We start from the raw sequence: 16,117 nt of genomic DNA, 5'->3' as shown, positions 1-16,117 counted from the left end.
GTCTTCGCGCACTGCGTGTCGCTTCGCCAACCCCCTTCCAGGGGGGGACACCGGCGGCCCGGCGGAGCCGGTTCCGCGGTGTCCTGGGCTGAGGCACGGTGCCAGTCAAGCCAGGCGATCCATCACAGCCATGCAGGTCCTCCTCGACTTCATCAACAACCTGCTGCAGCTGCTGCGCATCCTGGGCTGACCCCCACGGGCAAAGCCGGATCGCGGCGGCCTAGGCGCCGTTGCGCGCCAGCGTCACCGCCAGGCGGTTGTGGCGCTCCACCAGCGGGCCGAGGTCGAGCGTCGCGAGCCGGCCCTCGCGCACCACCACGCGCCCGTCGACCACGGTGAACGCCGCCTGCGGGCTGGCGCACAGCAGCAGGGCGGCGACGGGGTCGTGCACGGCGCCGCCGGCGAAGCCGAGGCCGTCGAGGTCGAACAGCGCCAGGTCGGCGCACAGGCCGGGCGCGAGCCGGCCGATGTCGGCGCGGCCGAGCACCTCGGCGCCGCCGCGCGTGGCCAGCGCCAGCGCGTCGCGCGCGGTCATCTCGGCCGGACCGTGGTCGCAGCCGTCGGGTTCCAGCGAACGCCCGACGCGCGCCAGCAGCAGCGCCTGCCGGGCCTCGCCCACCATCTGCGCGCCGTCGTTGCTGGCGCTGCCGTCCACGCCCAGGCCGACCGGCACGCCGGCGTCGAGCATGCGGCGGATCGGCGCGATGCCCGAGGCCAGCCGCATGTTGCTGCACGGGCAGTGCGCGACGCCGGTGCGGGTGCGCGCGAACAGCGCGATGGCGTCGGCGTCGAGCTTCACGCAGTGCGCGTGCCAGACGTCGGGGCCGACCCAGCCGAGGTCCTGCGCGTACTCGGCCGGCGTGCGGTTGAACTTCTCGCGGCTGTAGGCGACGTCGTGGTCGTTCTCCGCCAGGTGCGTGTGCAGCCGCACGCCCCGGCCCGTGAAGGAGCGCGCCAGCGCGGCCGATTCGCGCATCAGGTCGCGGCTGACGCTGAAGGGCGAGCAGGGCGCCACCGCCACCTGCGTCATGGCGCCGGGCGATGCGTCGTGCCAGGTCTCGATCAGGCGGCGCGTGTCGCGCAGGATGACGTCCTCGCGCTCGACCACGGCGTCCGGCGGCAGGCCGCCCTGGGACTGCCCGACGCTCATGCTGCCGCGCGTGGCGACGAAGCGCATGCCGATCTCGTGCGCCGCCTCGATGCTGTCGTCCAGGCGCACGCCGTTGGGATAGAGGTAGAGGTGGTCGCTGCTGGTGGTGCAGCCCGACAGCAGCAGCTCGGCCATCGCCACCTGCGTCGACACCCGCACCATCTCCGGCGTCAGCCCGGCCCAGATCGGATAGAGGCCGCGCAGCCAGGAGAAGAGTTCCGCGTCCTGCACGGCGGGAATCGCCCGCGTGAGCGACTGGTACATGTGGTGGTGCGTGTTGACCAGGCCCGGCACCACCAGGTGATGGCGGGCGTCGATCACCTCGTCGGCGGTCTGCGGCAGGTCGGCGGCGGGGCCGATGGCCTCGATGCGGCGGTCGCGCACCAGGATCGAGGCGTCGGACAGCTCGGTGCGGGCGTCGTCGAAGGTCGCGACGCGACGGGCGTTGCGGATCAAAAGCGTGGGCATGACGCGAGAATAGGCCACAGGAGACACGAAACCAATGACCTCGCCGCATCATCCGAATCCTTCGTCTTCCCCGGCCGCCACGGCCCCCGACGCGCACGCCGCGCCGCGCGAATTCCTCGAGCACCTCTACCGCGTCGCCGTCGAGCGCGCGCTGCCGCTGGCGAGCCTGGGCGCGCACCTGCCGCCGCCGCCCAGGGGGCGCACGCTGGTGCTCGGCGCGGGCAAGGCCGGCGGCTCGATGGCGCAGGCGCTCGAAGCGCTCTGGCCGGCCGACGCGCCGCTGTCCGGGCTGGTGGTCACGCGCTACGACCACATCCCGCCGCGCCCCGAGGGCCTGCCCGAACGCATCGAGCTCGTCGAGGCCGCCCACCCGGTGCCGGACGCGGCCGGCATGGCGGCGGCCGAGCGCATCCTGGCCCTGACCGAGGGCCTGACCGCCGACGACCTGGTGCTGTGCCTGATTTCCGGCGGCGGCTCCTCGCTGCTCACGCTGCCGGCCGAGGGCCTGACCCTGGCCGACAAGCAGCGCATCAACAAGGAACTGCTGGCCAGCGGCGCCCACATCGGCGAGATGAACTGCGTGCGCAAGCACCTCTCGCGCATCAAGGGCGGCCGGCTCGCGGCGGCCTGCGCGCCGGCGCGCGTCGTCACGCTGACCATCAGCGACGTGCCGGGCGACGACCCGGCCGTCATCGCCAGCGGCCCGACCGTGCCCGACGCCACCACCTGCGCCGACGCGCTGGCGATCCTGGATCGCTACCGCATCGAGGTGCCGGATGCCATCCGCGCGCGACTGGAGGACGGCTCGCTGGAGACGCCCGAGCCCGGCGACGCCGTGTTCGCCAGCCACGAAACGCACGTCATCGCCGCGCCGCAGCAGTCGCTCGACGCCGCCGCCGCCGCCGCGCGCGCCGCCGGCATCGCCGCGCACGTGCTCAGCGACGAGATCGAGGGCGAGTCGCGCGAGGTCGGCAAGGTGCTGGGCGCGCTGGCGCGGTCGGTGGCCCGGCGCGGCGCGCCGTTCGAGCGGCCCTGCGTGATCCTCTCGGGCGGGGAGACGACGGTCACGATCCGGCCGCGCCAGCCCGTCCAGGCCAAGGGGCGGGGCGGACGGGCGGGCGAGTTCTGCCTCGGCCTGGCCGGCGCGCTGGCGGGCCAGCCGGGGGTGTGGGCGCTGGCGGCCGACACCGACGGCATCGACGGCATCGAGGACAACGCCGGCGCCTTCGTCGCGCCCGACACGCTCGCGCGCGCCGAGGCCGCCGGCCGCAAGCTCGCCGACCACCTCGACCGCAACGACGCCTACGGCTGGTTCGAGGCGCTCGGCGACCTGCTGGTGACCGGGCCGACGCACACCAACGTCAACGACTTCCGGGCGCTGCTGATCCTGTAGCCGCGCTCAGGGCAGGTTCTCGCGGAAGATCACCTGACTGCGGGTGTTCTCCACGCCGACGAGCGCTTCCCGGCCATCGCGCAGGTTGGCGAAGATGCGCACGCAGTTCATCAGCGTGGTGTGCGGACTCTGGGTGATGACGGCGTCCATGCTGCCGTCGATCAGCAGGGCGCGCGTGTCGGGCGTGAGACCGTGGCCGATGAAGACGACCTTCTGGTCGCGCCCGGCCCCCCTGAGGGCGCGCGCCACGCCGTCGGAGGCGCCGCCGATGTTGTAGATGCCCGCCAGGTCCGGGTGCTGGTCGATCAGCGCGCGGGTCTGGCGGTAGTTCTGTTCGGCGTCGTCGTGGCCCTCGCGCAGGCCCACCACCTGCAGCGGCTTGAACATCTCGTCGATCACGTGCAGGAAGCCGGCCTCGCGTTCCTCGTGCGCGCGATAGCTGAGGCTGCCGGCGATGAGCGCCACCTTGGCCGGGCGCGCGCCGATGAAGCGGCCGATGAGGTAGCCGGCCGTGCGCCCCGCAGCGCGGTTGTCCAGCCCGACGTAGGCCACGCGCGGCGAGTTGGAAAGGTCGGAGATCAGCGTGATCACCGGCACGCCCCGTTCGACCAGCTCGGCCACGGCCTCGCGCACCGCCGGATGTTCGAGCGCCATCACCACGACGCCGTCGCTGCGCTTGCCATGGCGGCGCAGCGCGGCCGCGAGCGCGAGCGGATCGAAGCTGGCGATGAACTCGGTGCGGCAACGCACGTTGAACGGCGCCCAGTGCTCCTGCGCGTAGCCCACCATGTCGCCGAGCATGCGGATGAACCGGTTGTGGCCGGCCGGCAGCAGGAAGCTCAGCCGCATCGATCCGGCCAGGGTGGCGGCGGAGCCGTGCGCGTCGGCCTGCGCCGGCACGTAGTCGAGCTCGACCGCGGCGCGCAGCACGCGCTGCAGGGTCGCGGTGCGCACGCCGGGGCGCCGGTTGAGCACCCGGTCCACCGTGGCGGTCGAGACGCCGGCGGCGCGGGCGATGTCGGGGATGCGGGCGGCCTTGGTTGTCATGGTTCGAATCACATCAAAAAGCATCAGTCCGTTCGCTGGCACATCTGATGTGGCGGGGATACTATCACTCGGAGTTCGATGGCATGAAGCATCAAATCGAATCAGTGAAATCCCCAGGTCGAGCCGATCCGGATCGGCCTCACGGAGACAGTCCCATGCACCCAGCCCTGCCCGCGCGCATGTCGCACCCATGAACTACGAGTTCGACTTCGCCAGCGTGCTGGAGCGCTGGCCGCAGTTCGTCGAGGGCGCCTGGATGACGGTCCGGCTCTCGTTTCCGGCCACCGTGATCGGCTTCGTCGCCGGCACGCTGCTGGCCGTCGGCCGCCGCAGTTCGGTGGCGTGGCTGGTGCGCGCCTGCGGCATCTACGTCGAGGTGATCCGCAACACGCCGCTGCTGGTGCAGGTGTTCCTGGTGTTCTTCGGCCTCTCCAGCCTGGGCTGGCAGGTCTCGGCCTTCGCGGCCGCGCTGCTGTCGCTGGTGATCAACGTGGCGGCCTATTCCTGCGAGATCATGCGCGCGGGCATGGACTCGATCCACAAGGGCCAGCTCGAGGCCGCCGAGTGCCTGGGACTGAGCCGGCGGCAGGTCTACTGGCACGTGATCCTGCGTCCGGCCATGGAGAAGGTGTATCCCGCGCTGACCAGCCAGTTCGTGCTGCTGATGCTGGCCTCGTCGATCACCTCGCAGATCTCGGTCGAGGAACTCACCGCCATCGCGGCGCGCGTGCAATCCGAGACCTTCCGTCCCTTCGAGGCCTACATCCTGGTGGCGGTGGCCTATCTGATGGTGTCGCTGCTCATGCGCGCTGGGCTCTGGGCCTGCGGTCAGATGATCTTCACGCGCCGCCGCCGGCTGGGCGCGCAGGGAGCCGGGCGATGATCTCGGGCGGCCTGAACATCCACCATCTGTACTTCCTGCTGATCGGCGCGGCCTGGACGATCTGCCTCTCGCTCATCGCCTTCGTGGGCGGCGGCATCGGCGGCGGCGTCATCGCCCTGTGCCGCATCAGCCCGCTGCGGCCGGTGCGCTGGCTGGCGATCGGCTACATCCAGCTGATCCAGGGCACGCCGCTGCTGGTGGTGCTCTTCGTGTGCTATTTCGGCCTGAGCATCCTGGGCTTCTCGCTGCCGGGCATCGTGGCCGCGGGCCTCGCGATGGTGGTCTACGTCAGTGCCTACATGGGCGAGATCTGGCGCGGCTGCATCGAATCGGTCGCCAGGACGCAATGGGAGGCGGCCGAATGCCTGGCGCTGTCGCGCGCGCAGCGCATGCGCCTGGTCATCCTGCCGCAGGCGGTGCGCATCGCCACGCCGCCGACGGTCGGCTTCATGGTGCAGATCGTCAAGAACACCTCGCTGGCGTCGATCGTCGGCTTCGTCGAGCTGGTGCGCGCCGGCCAGCTCATCAACAACTCGATCTTCCAGCCCTTCATGGTCTACGTGCTGATCGCCATCCTCTACTTCGCCATGTGCTATCCGCTGTCGGCCTGGAGCCGCAAGCTCGAGCGCCGCATGCAGTTCGCGGCGCGCCCCGTCGGCCCGGCGTGAAGGAAACCTCCATGACCACCGTCGTCGAACTCAAGGACGTCCACAAGCGCTTCGGCAGCAATGCCGTGCTCCGGGGCGTGTCCTTCTCCATCGCCAGGGGCCGCGTCACGGCCATCATCGGCCGCAGCGGCTCGGGCAAGAGCACGGCGCTGCGCTGCATGAACCGGCTGGAGATCATCGACAGCGGCACCATCGACGTGTGCGGCCATGCGATCCATTCGCCCGACATCGACCTGCGCCGTCTGCGCATGGACGTGGGCATCGTGTTCCAGAGCTACAACCTGTTCCCGCACCTGACGGTGGAGGAGAACGTGACGCTGGCGCCGGTGGCCGTGAAGAAGAAGTCCGCCGCCCAGGCGCGCGAGATCGCCGAGCGCACGCTGCGCCAGGTCGGCCTGGCCGACAAGGCGCGCGCCTATCCGGAACAGCTCTCCGGCGGCCAGCAGCAGCGCGTGGCCATCGCGCGTTCGCTGGCCATGGAGCCCCAGGTGATGCTGTTCGACGAGGTCACCTCGGCGCTCGACCCGCAGCTCACCGGCGAGGTGCTGCGCGTGATCGAGGCGCTCGCCGCCGACGGCATGACGATGGTGCTGGTCACCCACGAGATGGAGTTCGCCGCGCGCGTGGCCGACGACATCGTCTTCATGCACCAGGGCAAGGTCTGGGAGACCGGCCCCGGTTCCATGCTGCGCGACCCGCAGACCGCCGAGCTGCGCGAGTTCCTCGCGCACGGGCTCTGAGCGCGACGCCTTTCCACCGACGACTTCCAGACATTCCAGGAGACGAAGACCATGACCCTTTCCCGCATCCTCCGCCGCACGCTGCTGGCCGCCGGCCTGGGCGCGCTGTGCGCCACGGCCGCCGCCGATTCGCTGTCGGACATCAAGGCCGCCCGGAAGATCCGCGTCGGCATCGACCTCGGCGCGCCGTTCTACGGCTATGTCGACGACAAGATGGTGCCGGTCGGCTCCGACGTGGACGCGGCCCGCCTGCTCGCCAAGGATCTGGGCGTGGAGCTGGAGATCGTGAGCACCACCAACTCGGCGCGCATCCCCAACCTGCTGTCGAACAAGGCCGACCTGATCATCTCGTCGCTGTCGATCACGCCCGAGCGCCAGAAGGCCGTCGACTTCTCGATCCCCTACGGCGCCATCCAGGCCGCCGTCGGCGCGCCCCGGAGCCTGAAGATCGCCGGCATCGAGGACCTGGCCGGCAAGACGGTCGCGGTCACACGCGGCGGCCCGCAGGACAAGCTCGTGACCGAGCGCGCGCCGCAGGCCAAGGTGGTGCGCTTCGACGACGAGGCCGCCTCCATCACCGCGGGCGCCACCGGGCAGGCCGACATCGTGGCGATCACGCCGCCGATCATCGCGGCCATCGCCAAGCGCAATCCGTCGCGCGAGTACGAAGTGAAGTTCATCCTGCAGTCCTACCAGCTCGGCATGGCGATGCGCAAGGGCCAGCCGGAATTGATGGGCTGGGTGAACGGCTGGATCAGGACCAACCTGGCCAACGGCAAGCTCAACGACATCCACGTGAAGCATGCGGGCGTGCCGATCCCCAAGGAAATCGTCGACGGAGCTAACTGAGCATGAGCCGCCATTTCGGAGAGATTCGCCAGCTCGGCTACGTCGTCCACGACATCGAGGCCGCCATGGACTACTGGAGCCGGACGCTGGGCGTGGGCCCCTGGTACTACAACCCGAAGGTGCCGATCGTTAACTACGAGTACGACGGCCGGCCGTACGAGCCGCACAACTCGGTCGCGCTCGCCAACTCGGGCTTCGTGCAGGTTGAGCTGATCCAGACGCGCAACGACGTGCCCTCGATGTACCGGGACTTCCTGCGCGCCGGGCGCACCGGCCTGCAGCACGTCGCCTACTGGACCGAGTCGTACGACGCCGACGTCGAGCGGCTGCTCGCGCAGGGCTTCCGGCCGAAGATGAGCGGTGAGGTCGGCGCGCGCGGACGCTTCGTCTACTTCGACACCGAGTACCACCCGGGCACCGTCATCGAGCTGTCGGAGGTCGCCGGCCCCAAGGGCCGGATGTTCGATCTCATCCGCGAGACCTCCAAGACCTGGGACGGCGCGACCGACCCGGTCCGGCCGTTTCCCGACCTGGCCACGCTATGACGCCCGGCCTGTCCACCGCGCATCCCGAACGCATCCGGGCCACCTACCTGATCGAGACCCCGGTCGAACCGGCGGGGGTCGCCGAGGTGATGGCCGGCGAGCAGTCCTGCGGCACCTTCGCGCGCGTCGAGGGCGAGACCGACGCGCTGCGCGGGCGGGCGCGCGCCACGGTCGAATCGGTCGTCGAGCTCGAGCCGGCCGGCGCGCCGAGCCTGCCCAACGCCCTGCTGGAGCGCCGCGGCGCGACCGGGCCGTGGCGGCGCGCGCGGGTGGAACTCTCGTTCCCGGTCGCCAACATCGGCGCCAACCTGCCGACGCTGGCCGCCACCGTCGCGGGCAACCTCTACGACCTGGGCGAAGTGACCGGCCTGCGGCTGGAGACGCTGCGGATGCCGGCGGCCTACCGCGCGCGCTTCGAGCGCCCGCGCGTGGGGATCGCCGGCACGCGGCGCCTGACCGGCGTCGCCACCGGCGCGCTGGTGGGCACCATCATCAAGCCCAACGTCGGCTTCTCGGCGGCCGAGACGGCCGAGCTGGTGGCGCGCCTGTGCGCGGCCGGCGTCGACTTCATCAAGGACGACGAGGTCTGCGCCGATCCCGACCACGCGCCGCTCGCCGAGCGCGTGCCGGCCGTCATGGCCGTCGTGCGTGCCCACCGGGAACGCACCGGCAGGCACGTCATGGTGGCCTTCAACGTCACCGACGAGACCGACGCCATGCGCCGCCATGCCGACCTCGTCGAGCGCGAGGGCGGCTCCTGCGTGATGGCCAGCCTCAACTGGTGCGGCCACGCGGCCATCCAGACGCTGCGCCGCCACACGCCGCTCGCGCTGCACGGCCACCGCAACGGCTTCGGCGCGCTGTCGCGCCATCCCCTGCTGGGCATCTCCTTCCAGGCCTACCAGACGCTGTGGCGCCTGGCCGGCGTCGACCACATGCACGTCCACGGCCTGCAGGGCAAGTTCTCGCAATCCGACGCGGAGGTCGTCGAATCGGCGCGCGACTGCTTCACGCCGCTCGCCGCCGACGCGCCGCACGACGTCGACGACCGCGTGATGCCCGCTTTCTCCTCCGGCCAGTGGGCCGGGACCGTGCCCGCGACGTGGAAGGCGATCGGCGGCGACGACCTGCTCTTCATGTCGGGTGGCGGCATCCTCGCGCATCCCCAGGGCCCGGCCGCCGGCGTGGCGAGCATCCGCCAGGCCTGGGCGGCGGCGCGCGCGGACGTCCCGCTGGCGGAGGCGGCGCGCCAGGCGCCCGAACTCGCCGCGGCGCTGGCCTTCTTCGGCGAGCCGTGAGCCCGGAACGGCCGCCCCGCGCGGCGCCCGCGATCCTGTACTACGCCGACGACTTCACGGGCGCCACCGACACGCTCGGCACCGCCGCCCGCGCCGGCCTGCGCACGCTGCTCTTCCTGCGCCCGCCCGACGATGCCCGGCTCGCCGCCGCCGGCGCGCTCGACTGCCTGGGCATCGCGGGCGCGGCGCGCGCCATGACGCCGGCCGAGATGCGCGACGAACTCGCCCCCGTGGCCGCGCTGTTCGCACGCGTCGGCGCGCGCGTGCTGCACTACAAGACCTGCTCGACCTTTGACAGCGCGCCGCGGGTCGGCAGCATCGGCGTGGCCGTCGCGGCCCTGCGCGGCGCCGTCGCCCAGTCCTGGGCGGCCATCGTCGGCGGCCAGCCCGACCTGGAACGCTACTGCCTGTTCGGCCACCTGTTCGCCGCCGCCGGCAGCGGCGGCGAGGTGCACCGCATCGACCGGCATCCGACGATGAGCCGGCATCCGGTCACGCCGATGGGCGAGGCCGACCTGCGGCGCCATCTGGCGGCGCAAGGGCTGGCGGACGTCCGCTCGCTGCCGTGGACGGTCCACGCGCAGGGCGGCGACGCGCTGGAGGCGGCGCTCGACGCGCGGCTCGCCGGCCGGCCCGACGCCGTGCTGTTCGACGTCGCCGACAACACGCAGCTCGCGGCCATCGGCCGTGCGCTGCACGCGCGCGCGCGCCGGGACACGCTGCTGGCGGTGGGACCGAGCAGCGTGGTGCAGGCGCTGGCCGCGTCGTGCGCGGCCGGAGCCGATGCGGCGCCGACGGTGTCGGCGACCCCGGGCGTGATGCCGGCCGACGGCCCGGTCCTCGCGCTCGCCGGCAGCCTGTCGCCGGTCACCGCCGCCCAGGTGGCGGCGGCCCGGTCGTTCCACATCGTCGGACTCGACCCTCGACGGCTGGCGACGGACGCGGCCTACCGTGCGGCGGCCGCGCGCGAACTGTCCGCCGGGATCGCCGCAGGCCGGCACGTGCTGGGCTGCACCGTGCGCTCCGGCGCGGGAGCGGTGCCGGCGATGGACGTCGGCGTGCCCGCCCGCGAACTCGCGCGCGCCGGCGGCGAGGTGCTGGCGCAGGTGCTCGCGGACACGCCGGTGCGCCGCGTCGGCGTCGCCGGCGGGGACACGTCCAGCCTCGCGGTGCAGGCCCTCGACGCCTGGGGCCTGTCCTACCGGGCCGCGCTGGCGCCGGGCGTGTCGCTGTGCCGGCTGCACAGCGACCGGGCCGCGCTCGATGGCGTCGAGATCATGCTCAAGGGCGGTCAGATGGGTCCGGTGGACGTCTTCGAACGCCTGGTCCACGGCACCGGCTGAGTCCCGGAAGGCGGTGCCGGTCGGCTGGCGTTCATGTGCGGCGGTTAGCGTCGCGCCATGAAGCAGCTCATCCCGTCCTTCCTCCGCCACGTCGGACCCGGCGTCGTCACCGGCGCGGCCGACGACGACCCGTCGGGCATCGCGACCTACACCCAGGCCGGCGCGCAGTTCGGCACCGGTCTGCTGTGGACGGTGTTCCTGTCGCTGCCCTTCATGATCGCCATCCAGATGGTGTCGGCGCGCATCGGCCGCGTCACCGGCAAGGGCGTGGCCGCCAACCTGCGCGACCACCTGCCGCGCTGGCTGCTGATGACGCTGGTCGCTCTGCTGGTGGTGGCCAACACCATCAACATCGCCGCCGACATCGCCGCGATGGGCGAGGCGCTGCAGCTGGTCGCGGGCGGGGGCCAGCACTTCCATTCGCTGGCCTTCGGCGTGCTGACGGTGCTGCTGCAGGTGTTCGTGCCCTACCGGCGGCTCGCGCACGTCCTCAAGTGGCTCACGCTGACCCTGTTCGCCTACGTGGCGGCGGTCTTCGCGGTGAAGGTGCCCTGGGGCCGGGTGCTGCACGACCTGGTGGTGCCGCAGTTCCAGTGGAGCGGCGACTACTGGATGATGGTCGTGGCGCTGCTGGGCACCACCATCTCGCCCTACCTGTTCTTCTGGCAGGCCTCGCAGGAGGTCGAGGAACTGCGCCAGAAGGGCGGAGCGCGCGGCACCGACGCGCAGGTGCGCAGCGACCTGCGGCGCGTCAAGGTCGACACCTGGATCGGCATGATCTTCTCCAACCTGATCGCCTTCTTCGTGATGGTGGTCGGCGCGGCGGCGCTGTACGCGGCCGGCGTCCACGACGTCACCTCGGCGGCGCAGGCGGCCGAGGCGCTGCGTCCGCTGGCCGGGGACTTCGCCTTCTGGCTGTTCGCCGGCGGCATCGTCGCCACGGGGCTGCTGGCCGTGCCGGTGCTGGCCTCGTCGGCGGCCTACGCCGTGGCCGAGGCCTTCGGCTGGCGCGAAGGGCTGGAGCGCCACTGGCGCGAGGCCAAGAAGTTCTACGCCATCATCGGCATCGCCACCCTGGCGGGCACGGCGCTGGACTTCACGCCGGTCGATCCGATGAAGGCGCTCTACTGGAGCGCGGTGATCAACGGCGTGGTCGCCGTGCCGATCATGGCGGCCATGATGACGCTGGTCGCGCGCGAGCGCGTGATGGGCCGCTTCACGTCGAGCCGCCGCACGCGCTGGCTCGGCTGGGGCGGCACCGCGCTGATGGGCGGGGCGGTCGCGATGATGGCGGTCGACGTGTTCCGCTGAGCGTCGCGGCGGGCGCAGGCGCGCCACCGGCGCACGAAACCTCGCGCACCCTGGCCCGACACTTGCTGCATGCGCGGCAGCGCACCTCGCGAGTGCATACCGGCACCGGCATACAGGCTATGGCCGGGGCCGTATGCCTGCGTGTCCCCATCGCCCTTAAGTTCCAGCATTCCCCGCCGCGCCCACGATGCGACGCGCCCAACCAGAACGAACGCCCGCCACCACGATGACCCCTTCCGCCGCCACCACGCAGCCGGTCCGCTTCTTCCACCAGGGACGCGTCGTCGACGTCGCGGGCGTCCATCCGACCCGCTCGGTGCTCGACTGGCTGCGCGAGGACGCGCGCTGCACCGGCACCAAGGAAGGCTGCAACGAGGGCGACTGCGGCGCCTGCACGGTCGTGATCGGCGAACTCGCGCCGGCGGCCGACGCCGTCGACGGCCGGCCCGCCACCGACGTGGTCGGCGGGCTGCGGCTGCAGACGGTCAACGCCTGCATCCAGTTCCTGCCGACCCTCCACGGCAAGGCGCTGTTCACCGTCGAGGACCTGAAGACGCTGGCCGGCCGCACCGACGGTCCCGCGCGCGGCGACTCCCCGCACGAGAAGCACCCGGTGCGGCGCCTGCATCCGGTGCAGCAGGCGATGGTCGAGTGCCACGGCTCGCAGTGCGGCTTCTGCACGCCCGGCTTCGTGATGTCGCTGTGGTCGACCTACGAGCGCCACCAGGACGCCGGCACGCGGCCCACGCGCCAGGAACTGGCCGACGACCTCTCGGGCAACCTGTGCCGCTGCACCGGCTACCGCCCGATCCTCGATGCCGGCCAGCGCATGTTCGACCTGCCGGCAGCGCCGCTCGACACCCGTGCCGCCGTGGCGGCGCTCACGCGCCTGAAGTCCGAGACGGCCGAAGCCGCCGCGACGGCGGACGGCGCCGCCGGCTTCCGCTACGTCGGCGCGCGTCACGGCCGCACCGACACCTTCCACGCCCCGACCACGCTCGACGAACTCGCCATGCTGCGCGAGCGCCTGCCCGCCGCGCAATTGCTCGCCGGCTCGACCGACGTCGGCCTGTGGGTCAACAAGCAGTTCCGCGACCTGGGCGACATCGTCTTCGTCGGCGGCGTCGAGGAGATGAAGCGCATCGGCGAGCGCGGCACGGGCGAGGGCGCCGAGCTGTACATCGGCGCCGGCGCTTCGCTGGAGGAAGCCTGGCGCGCGCTGGTGCGGCGCGCGCCGTCGCTGGCCGACGTCTGGCTGCGCTTCGCCTCGCCGCCGATCCGCCATGCCGGCACGCTGGGCGGCAACGTCGCCAACGGCTCGCCCATCGGCGACTCCCCGCCGGTGCTGATGGCGCTCGACGCCGAGGTCGAACTGCGGCGCGGCGCGCGCGTGCGGCGCCTGCGGCTCGACGCGTTCTACCTGGGCTACATGCAGAACCGGCTGGAGTCGGGCGAGTTCGTGCAGGGCATCGCCGTGCCGCTCGCGGCGCTGCGCCGCCACGTGCGGGCCTACAAGATCAGCAAGCGCTTCGACAGCGACATCTCGGCGCTGTGCGCGGGCTTCGCCATCGAGTTCGAGGCGCCGGTCGATGCCGGCGCCGGCGCTTCGGGCGACCCGGTCGTCAAGGCCGTGCGCTTGGCCTTCGGCGGCATGGCCGCGACGGTGAACCGCGCCGCGCGCGCCGAGGCCGCGGTGGTCGGCCGACCCTGGACGCCGGCCACCGTGGCCGCCGCCCAGGCCGCGCTGGGCGAGGACTTCGAGCCGCTGTCGGACCTGCGCGCCTCCGCCGCCTATCGCCTGAAGGTCGCGCGGAACCTGCTGCAGCGCCTGTGGCTGGAGACCCGCGCCACCGATCCCTTGCCCAACGCCGCCGTCAGCGTCTGGGACGCGATGCCGCACGTGCTGCCGGCGCCCGTCGCCGCCACCGCATCCGCCGTCCCCTTCCGGAGCCAGCCATGAACAAACCCGTCGACACGGCCTTCCTCCAGCCGGCCACCGCCTTCGCCGACTACCGCGCCAACACCGCCGCGCGCATCGACGAGGGCGCCGAGGCGCGCTCGCGCGAAGCCGGCGCGCGCGTGGGCATCAGCCGGCCGCACGAGTCGGCCGGGCTGCACGTCGCGGGCGAGGCGGCCTACGTCGACGACCTGCCCGAACTCGCCGGCACGCTGCACTGCGCGCTGGGCCTGTCGCCGGTGGCGGCCGGGCGCCTGACGGCGCTGGACCTCGACGTCGTGCGTGCCCTGCCGGGCGTGGTGGCGGTGCTGTCGGCCGCGGACATCCCGGGCAGCAACGACTGCGGCTCCATCGTCCACGACGACCCCATCCTGTGCGACGGCGAGATCCGCTACCTGGGCCAGCCGGTGTTCGCCGTCGTCGCCCGCACGCGCGACGACGCCCGCCGCGCCGCCGCCCGGGCCAGGGACGTGATCCGCGTCGAGGCCGCCGCGCCGGTGCTCACGCCGCGCGAGGCCCACGCGCGGGGCGCCTACGTGGTGCCGCCGATGCACCTGGTGCGCAGCGCCAGCCTGGACGACGACAGCGACAAGGACCGGGCCGAGGCGGCGGTGCGCGCCGCCATCGCCGCCGCGCCGCATCGCCTCCAGGGCGGCTTCGACGTCGGCGGCCAGGAGCAGTTCTACCTGGAAGGGCAGATCAGCTACGCCATCCCGAAGGAGGGCGGCGGCATGCACGTGCATTGCTCGACGCAGCATCCGAGCGAGATGCAGCACATGGTCGCCCACGCCCTGCACCTGCAGGCCAACGAGGTGCACGTCGAGTGCCGGCGCATGGGCGGCGGCTTCGGCGGCAAGGAATCGCAGTCGGGCCTGTTCGCCTGCGTGGCTGCGGTGGCGGCCAGCCTGCTGCGGCGGCCGGTCAAGCTGCGGCTCGACCGCGACGACGACTTCATGGTCACCGGCCGGCGCCACTGCTTCTGGTACGAGTACGAGGTCGGCCACGACGACGAGGGCCGCATCCTCGGCGCCGAGATCTCGATGGTCTCGCGCGCCGGCCACTCGGCCGACCTCTCCGGCCCGGTGATGACGCGGGCGCTGTGCCACTTCGACAACGCCTACTGGCTGCCCGAGGTCGCGATCCACGGCTACTCCGGCCGCACCAACACGCAGAGCAACACGGCGTTCCGCGGCTTCGGCGGGCCGCAGGGCGCGATCGCGGTGGAGAACATCCTCGACACGGTCGCGCGCACGCTGGGGCGCGATCCGCTCGACGTGCGGCGCGTCAACTTCTACGGCACGGACGAGCGCAACGTCACGCCCTACGCGCAGACCGTGACCGACAACGTCGTCCACGAACTGGTGGCCGAGCTGGAATCGACCAGCGACTACCGCGCGCGCCGCGCCGCCATCGCCGAATTCAACGCCGCGAGCCCGGTGCTCAAGCGCGGCATCGCGCTGTCGCCGCTGAAGTTCGGCATCTCCTTCAACGTGCCGCACTTCAACCAGGCCGGCGCGCTGGTGCACGTCTACAACGACGGCTCGATCCTGGTCAACCACGGCGGCACCGAGATGGGCCAGGGCCTGAACACCAAGGTCGCGCAGGTGGTGGCGCACGAGCTGGGCGTGAGCTTCGAGAGCGTGCGCGTGACGGCCACCGACACGGCCAAGGTCGCCAACACCTCGGCCACGGCGGCCTCCACCGGCGCCGACCTCAACGGCAAGGCCGCGCAGGACGCCGCGCGCCAGGTGCGCGAGCGGCTGGCCGCCTGCGCCGCCGCGCGCCACGGCGGGCGGGCCGCCGACGTGCGCTTCGCCAACGACAAGGTCGAGGTCAACGGCCGCACGCTGGGTTTCGGCACGCTGGTGGGCGAGGCCTACCTCGACCGCGTGCAGCTGTGGTCCGACGGCTTCTACGCCACGCCCGGCCTGAGCTGGAACCGCGAGACGCTCAAGGGCCGGCCGTTCTACTACTTCGCCTACGGCGCGGCGGTCAGCGAGGTGGTGGTGGACACGCTCACGGGCGAGTGGAAGCTGCTGCGCGCGGACATCCTGCAGGACGCCGGCCGCTCGCTCAACCCGGCCATCGACATCGGCCAGGTCGAGGGCGCCTTCATCCAGGGCATGGGCTGGCTCACGACCGAGGAGCTGGTCTGGCACCCGACCACCGGCCGGCTCGCCACGCACGCCCCCAGCACCTACAAGATCCCGACGGCCAACGACTGTCCGCCGGTGTTCAACGTGCGCCTGTTCGACGGGCCCAATGCCGAGGACTCGATCCACCGCAGCAAAGCCGTGGGCGAGCCGCCGCTGCTGCTGCCGTTCTCCGTCTTCTTCGCCATCCGCGACGCCGTCTCGGCCGCCGGCGGCCACCGCGCCGACCCGCCGCTGCGCGCGCCGGCCACGTCCGAGGCCATCCTCGACGCGATCTCGGCCGTGCAGGCGCGGCCATGACGGCGCGGCGCG

The 16,117-nt window shown here is 72.4% G+C and carries 13 protein-coding genes; 11 read left to right on the top strand and 2 right to left on the bottom strand.

Annotated features, from left to right (window positions below):
• Nucleotides 1-220: 220 nt before the first annotated feature.
• On the bottom strand, nucleotides 221-1,618 hold the full coding sequence (locus ABID77_RS11680) for an 8-oxoguanine deaminase (RefSeq protein WP_429595498.1): 1,398 nt from the start codon (nucleotides 1,616-1,618) through the stop codon (nucleotides 221-223).
• A 34-nt stretch (nucleotides 1,619-1,652) separates the two neighbouring features.
• On the opposite strand from ABID77_RS11680, the gene ABID77_RS11675 reads away from it, so the two are divergent.
• Nucleotides 1,653-3,011 (top strand): glycerate kinase type-2 family protein, encoded by a 1,359-nt coding sequence (locus tag ABID77_RS11675; protein WP_429595495.1) that lies wholly within the window; start codon nucleotides 1,653-1,655, stop codon nucleotides 3,009-3,011.
• A gap of 6 nt (nucleotides 3,012-3,017) precedes the next feature.
• Here the strand turns inward: ABID77_RS11675 and ABID77_RS11670 are convergent, their stop codons facing one another.
• A complete protein-coding gene (locus ABID77_RS11670; protein WP_429595492.1) occupies nucleotides 3,018-4,058 on the bottom strand; it encodes a LacI family DNA-binding transcriptional regulator in 1,041 nt (346 codons plus the stop codon).
• A 190-nt stretch (nucleotides 4,059-4,248) separates the two neighbouring features.
• Here ABID77_RS11670 and ABID77_RS11665 point away from each other — a divergent pair, with 190 nt between their 5' ends.
• From ABID77_RS11665 to xdhB, 10 genes are all read left to right on the top strand, one after another.
• Nucleotides 4,249-4,941: an amino acid ABC transporter permease gene (locus ABID77_RS11665; protein ID WP_429595489.1), complete on the top strand. Its 693-nt coding sequence runs from the start codon at nucleotides 4,249-4,251 to the stop codon at nucleotides 4,939-4,941.
• Entirely contained in the window at nucleotides 4,938-5,609 is a 672-nt protein-coding gene (locus ABID77_RS11660) for an amino acid ABC transporter permease (RefSeq protein WP_429595486.1), read from the top strand. The genes ABID77_RS11665 and ABID77_RS11660 overlap by 4 nt, the downstream gene beginning before the upstream one ends.
• An 11-nt stretch (nucleotides 5,610-5,620) precedes the next feature.
• Nucleotides 5,621-6,349 (top strand): amino acid ABC transporter ATP-binding protein, encoded by a 729-nt coding sequence (locus ABID77_RS11655; protein WP_429595483.1) that lies wholly within the window; start codon nucleotides 5,621-5,623, stop codon nucleotides 6,347-6,349.
• Nucleotides 6,350-6,400: 51 nt separating this feature from the next.
• Entirely contained in the window at nucleotides 6,401-7,198 is a 798-nt protein-coding gene (locus ABID77_RS11650; protein WP_429595480.1) for a transporter substrate-binding domain-containing protein, read from the top strand.
• A 2-nt stretch (nucleotides 7,199-7,200) separates the two neighbouring features.
• Nucleotides 7,201-7,743, top strand: coding sequence for a VOC family protein (locus ABID77_RS11645; protein ID WP_429595477.1), 543 nt, complete (start codon nucleotides 7,201-7,203; stop codon nucleotides 7,741-7,743).
• Nucleotides 7,740-9,041, top strand: coding sequence for a ribulose-bisphosphate carboxylase large subunit family protein (locus tag ABID77_RS11640; RefSeq protein WP_429595475.1), 1,302 nt, complete (start codon nucleotides 7,740-7,742; stop codon nucleotides 9,039-9,041). Before ABID77_RS11645 ends, ABID77_RS11640 begins: the two co-directional genes overlap by 4 nt.
• A complete protein-coding gene (locus tag ABID77_RS11635; RefSeq protein WP_429595472.1) occupies nucleotides 9,038-10,384 on the top strand; it encodes a four-carbon acid sugar kinase family protein in 1,347 nt (448 codons plus the stop codon). The genes ABID77_RS11640 and ABID77_RS11635 overlap by 4 nt, the downstream gene beginning before the upstream one ends.
• Nucleotides 10,385-10,441: 57 nt before the next feature.
• A complete protein-coding gene (locus ABID77_RS11630; RefSeq protein WP_429595469.1) occupies nucleotides 10,442-11,695 on the top strand; it encodes an Nramp family divalent metal transporter in 1,254 nt (417 codons plus the stop codon).
• 226 nt (nucleotides 11,696-11,921) lie between these two features.
• Nucleotides 11,922-13,655 carry a xanthine dehydrogenase small subunit gene (gene xdhA / locus ABID77_RS11625; protein ID WP_429595466.1) on the top strand — a complete coding sequence of 578 codons (1,734 nt, stop codon included), beginning with the start codon at nucleotides 11,922-11,924 and terminating at the stop codon, nucleotides 13,653-13,655.
• Nucleotides 13,652-16,105 carry a xanthine dehydrogenase molybdopterin binding subunit gene (xdhB, locus tag ABID77_RS11620; protein WP_429595464.1) on the top strand — a complete coding sequence of 818 codons (2,454 nt, stop codon included), beginning with the start codon at nucleotides 13,652-13,654 and terminating at the stop codon, nucleotides 16,103-16,105. The genes xdhA and xdhB overlap by 4 nt, the downstream gene beginning before the upstream one ends.
• Nucleotides 16,106-16,117 lie beyond the last annotated feature (12 nt).

Origin of the sequence: Variovorax sp. PvP013 (assembly GCF_050435945.1) — a bacterium.
Classification (GTDB): Bacteria; Pseudomonadota; Gammaproteobacteria; order Burkholderiales; family Burkholderiaceae_C; genus Variovorax.
The sequence above is the reverse complement of the archived record's forward strand: the minus strand, read 5'-3'. Positions and strand labels throughout refer to the sequence as shown.

Bases quoted from the DNA above. Each gene is read 5' to 3' on its own strand.
- ABID77_RS11680 (WP_429595498.1), bottom strand. From the start codon at position 1,618: ATGCCCACGCTTTTGATCCGCAACGCCCGTCGCGTCGCGACCTTCGAC.
- ABID77_RS11675 (WP_429595495.1), top strand. From the start codon at position 1,653: ATGACCTCGCCGCATCATCCGAATCCTTCGTCTTCCCCGGCCGCCACG.
- ABID77_RS11670 (WP_429595492.1), bottom strand. From the start codon at position 4,058: ATGACAACCAAGGCCGCCCGCATCCCCGACATCGCCCGCGCCGCCGGC.
- ABID77_RS11665 (WP_429595489.1), top strand. From the start codon at position 4,249: ATGAACTACGAGTTCGACTTCGCCAGCGTGCTGGAGCGCTGGCCGCAG.
- ABID77_RS11660 (WP_429595486.1), top strand. From the start codon at position 4,938: ATGATCTCGGGCGGCCTGAACATCCACCATCTGTACTTCCTGCTGATC.
- ABID77_RS11655 (WP_429595483.1), top strand. From the start codon at position 5,621: ATGACCACCGTCGTCGAACTCAAGGACGTCCACAAGCGCTTCGGCAGC.
- ABID77_RS11650 (WP_429595480.1), top strand. From the start codon at position 6,401: ATGACCCTTTCCCGCATCCTCCGCCGCACGCTGCTGGCCGCCGGCCTG.
- ABID77_RS11645 (WP_429595477.1), top strand. From the start codon at position 7,201: ATGAGCCGCCATTTCGGAGAGATTCGCCAGCTCGGCTACGTCGTCCAC.
- ABID77_RS11640 (WP_429595475.1), top strand. From the start codon at position 7,740: ATGACGCCCGGCCTGTCCACCGCGCATCCCGAACGCATCCGGGCCACC.
- ABID77_RS11630 (WP_429595469.1), top strand. From the start codon at position 10,442: ATGAAGCAGCTCATCCCGTCCTTCCTCCGCCACGTCGGACCCGGCGTC.
- xdhA (WP_429595466.1), top strand. From the start codon at position 11,922: ATGACCCCTTCCGCCGCCACCACGCAGCCGGTCCGCTTCTTCCACCAG.
- xdhB (WP_429595464.1), top strand. From the start codon at position 13,652: ATGAACAAACCCGTCGACACGGCCTTCCTCCAGCCGGCCACCGCCTTC.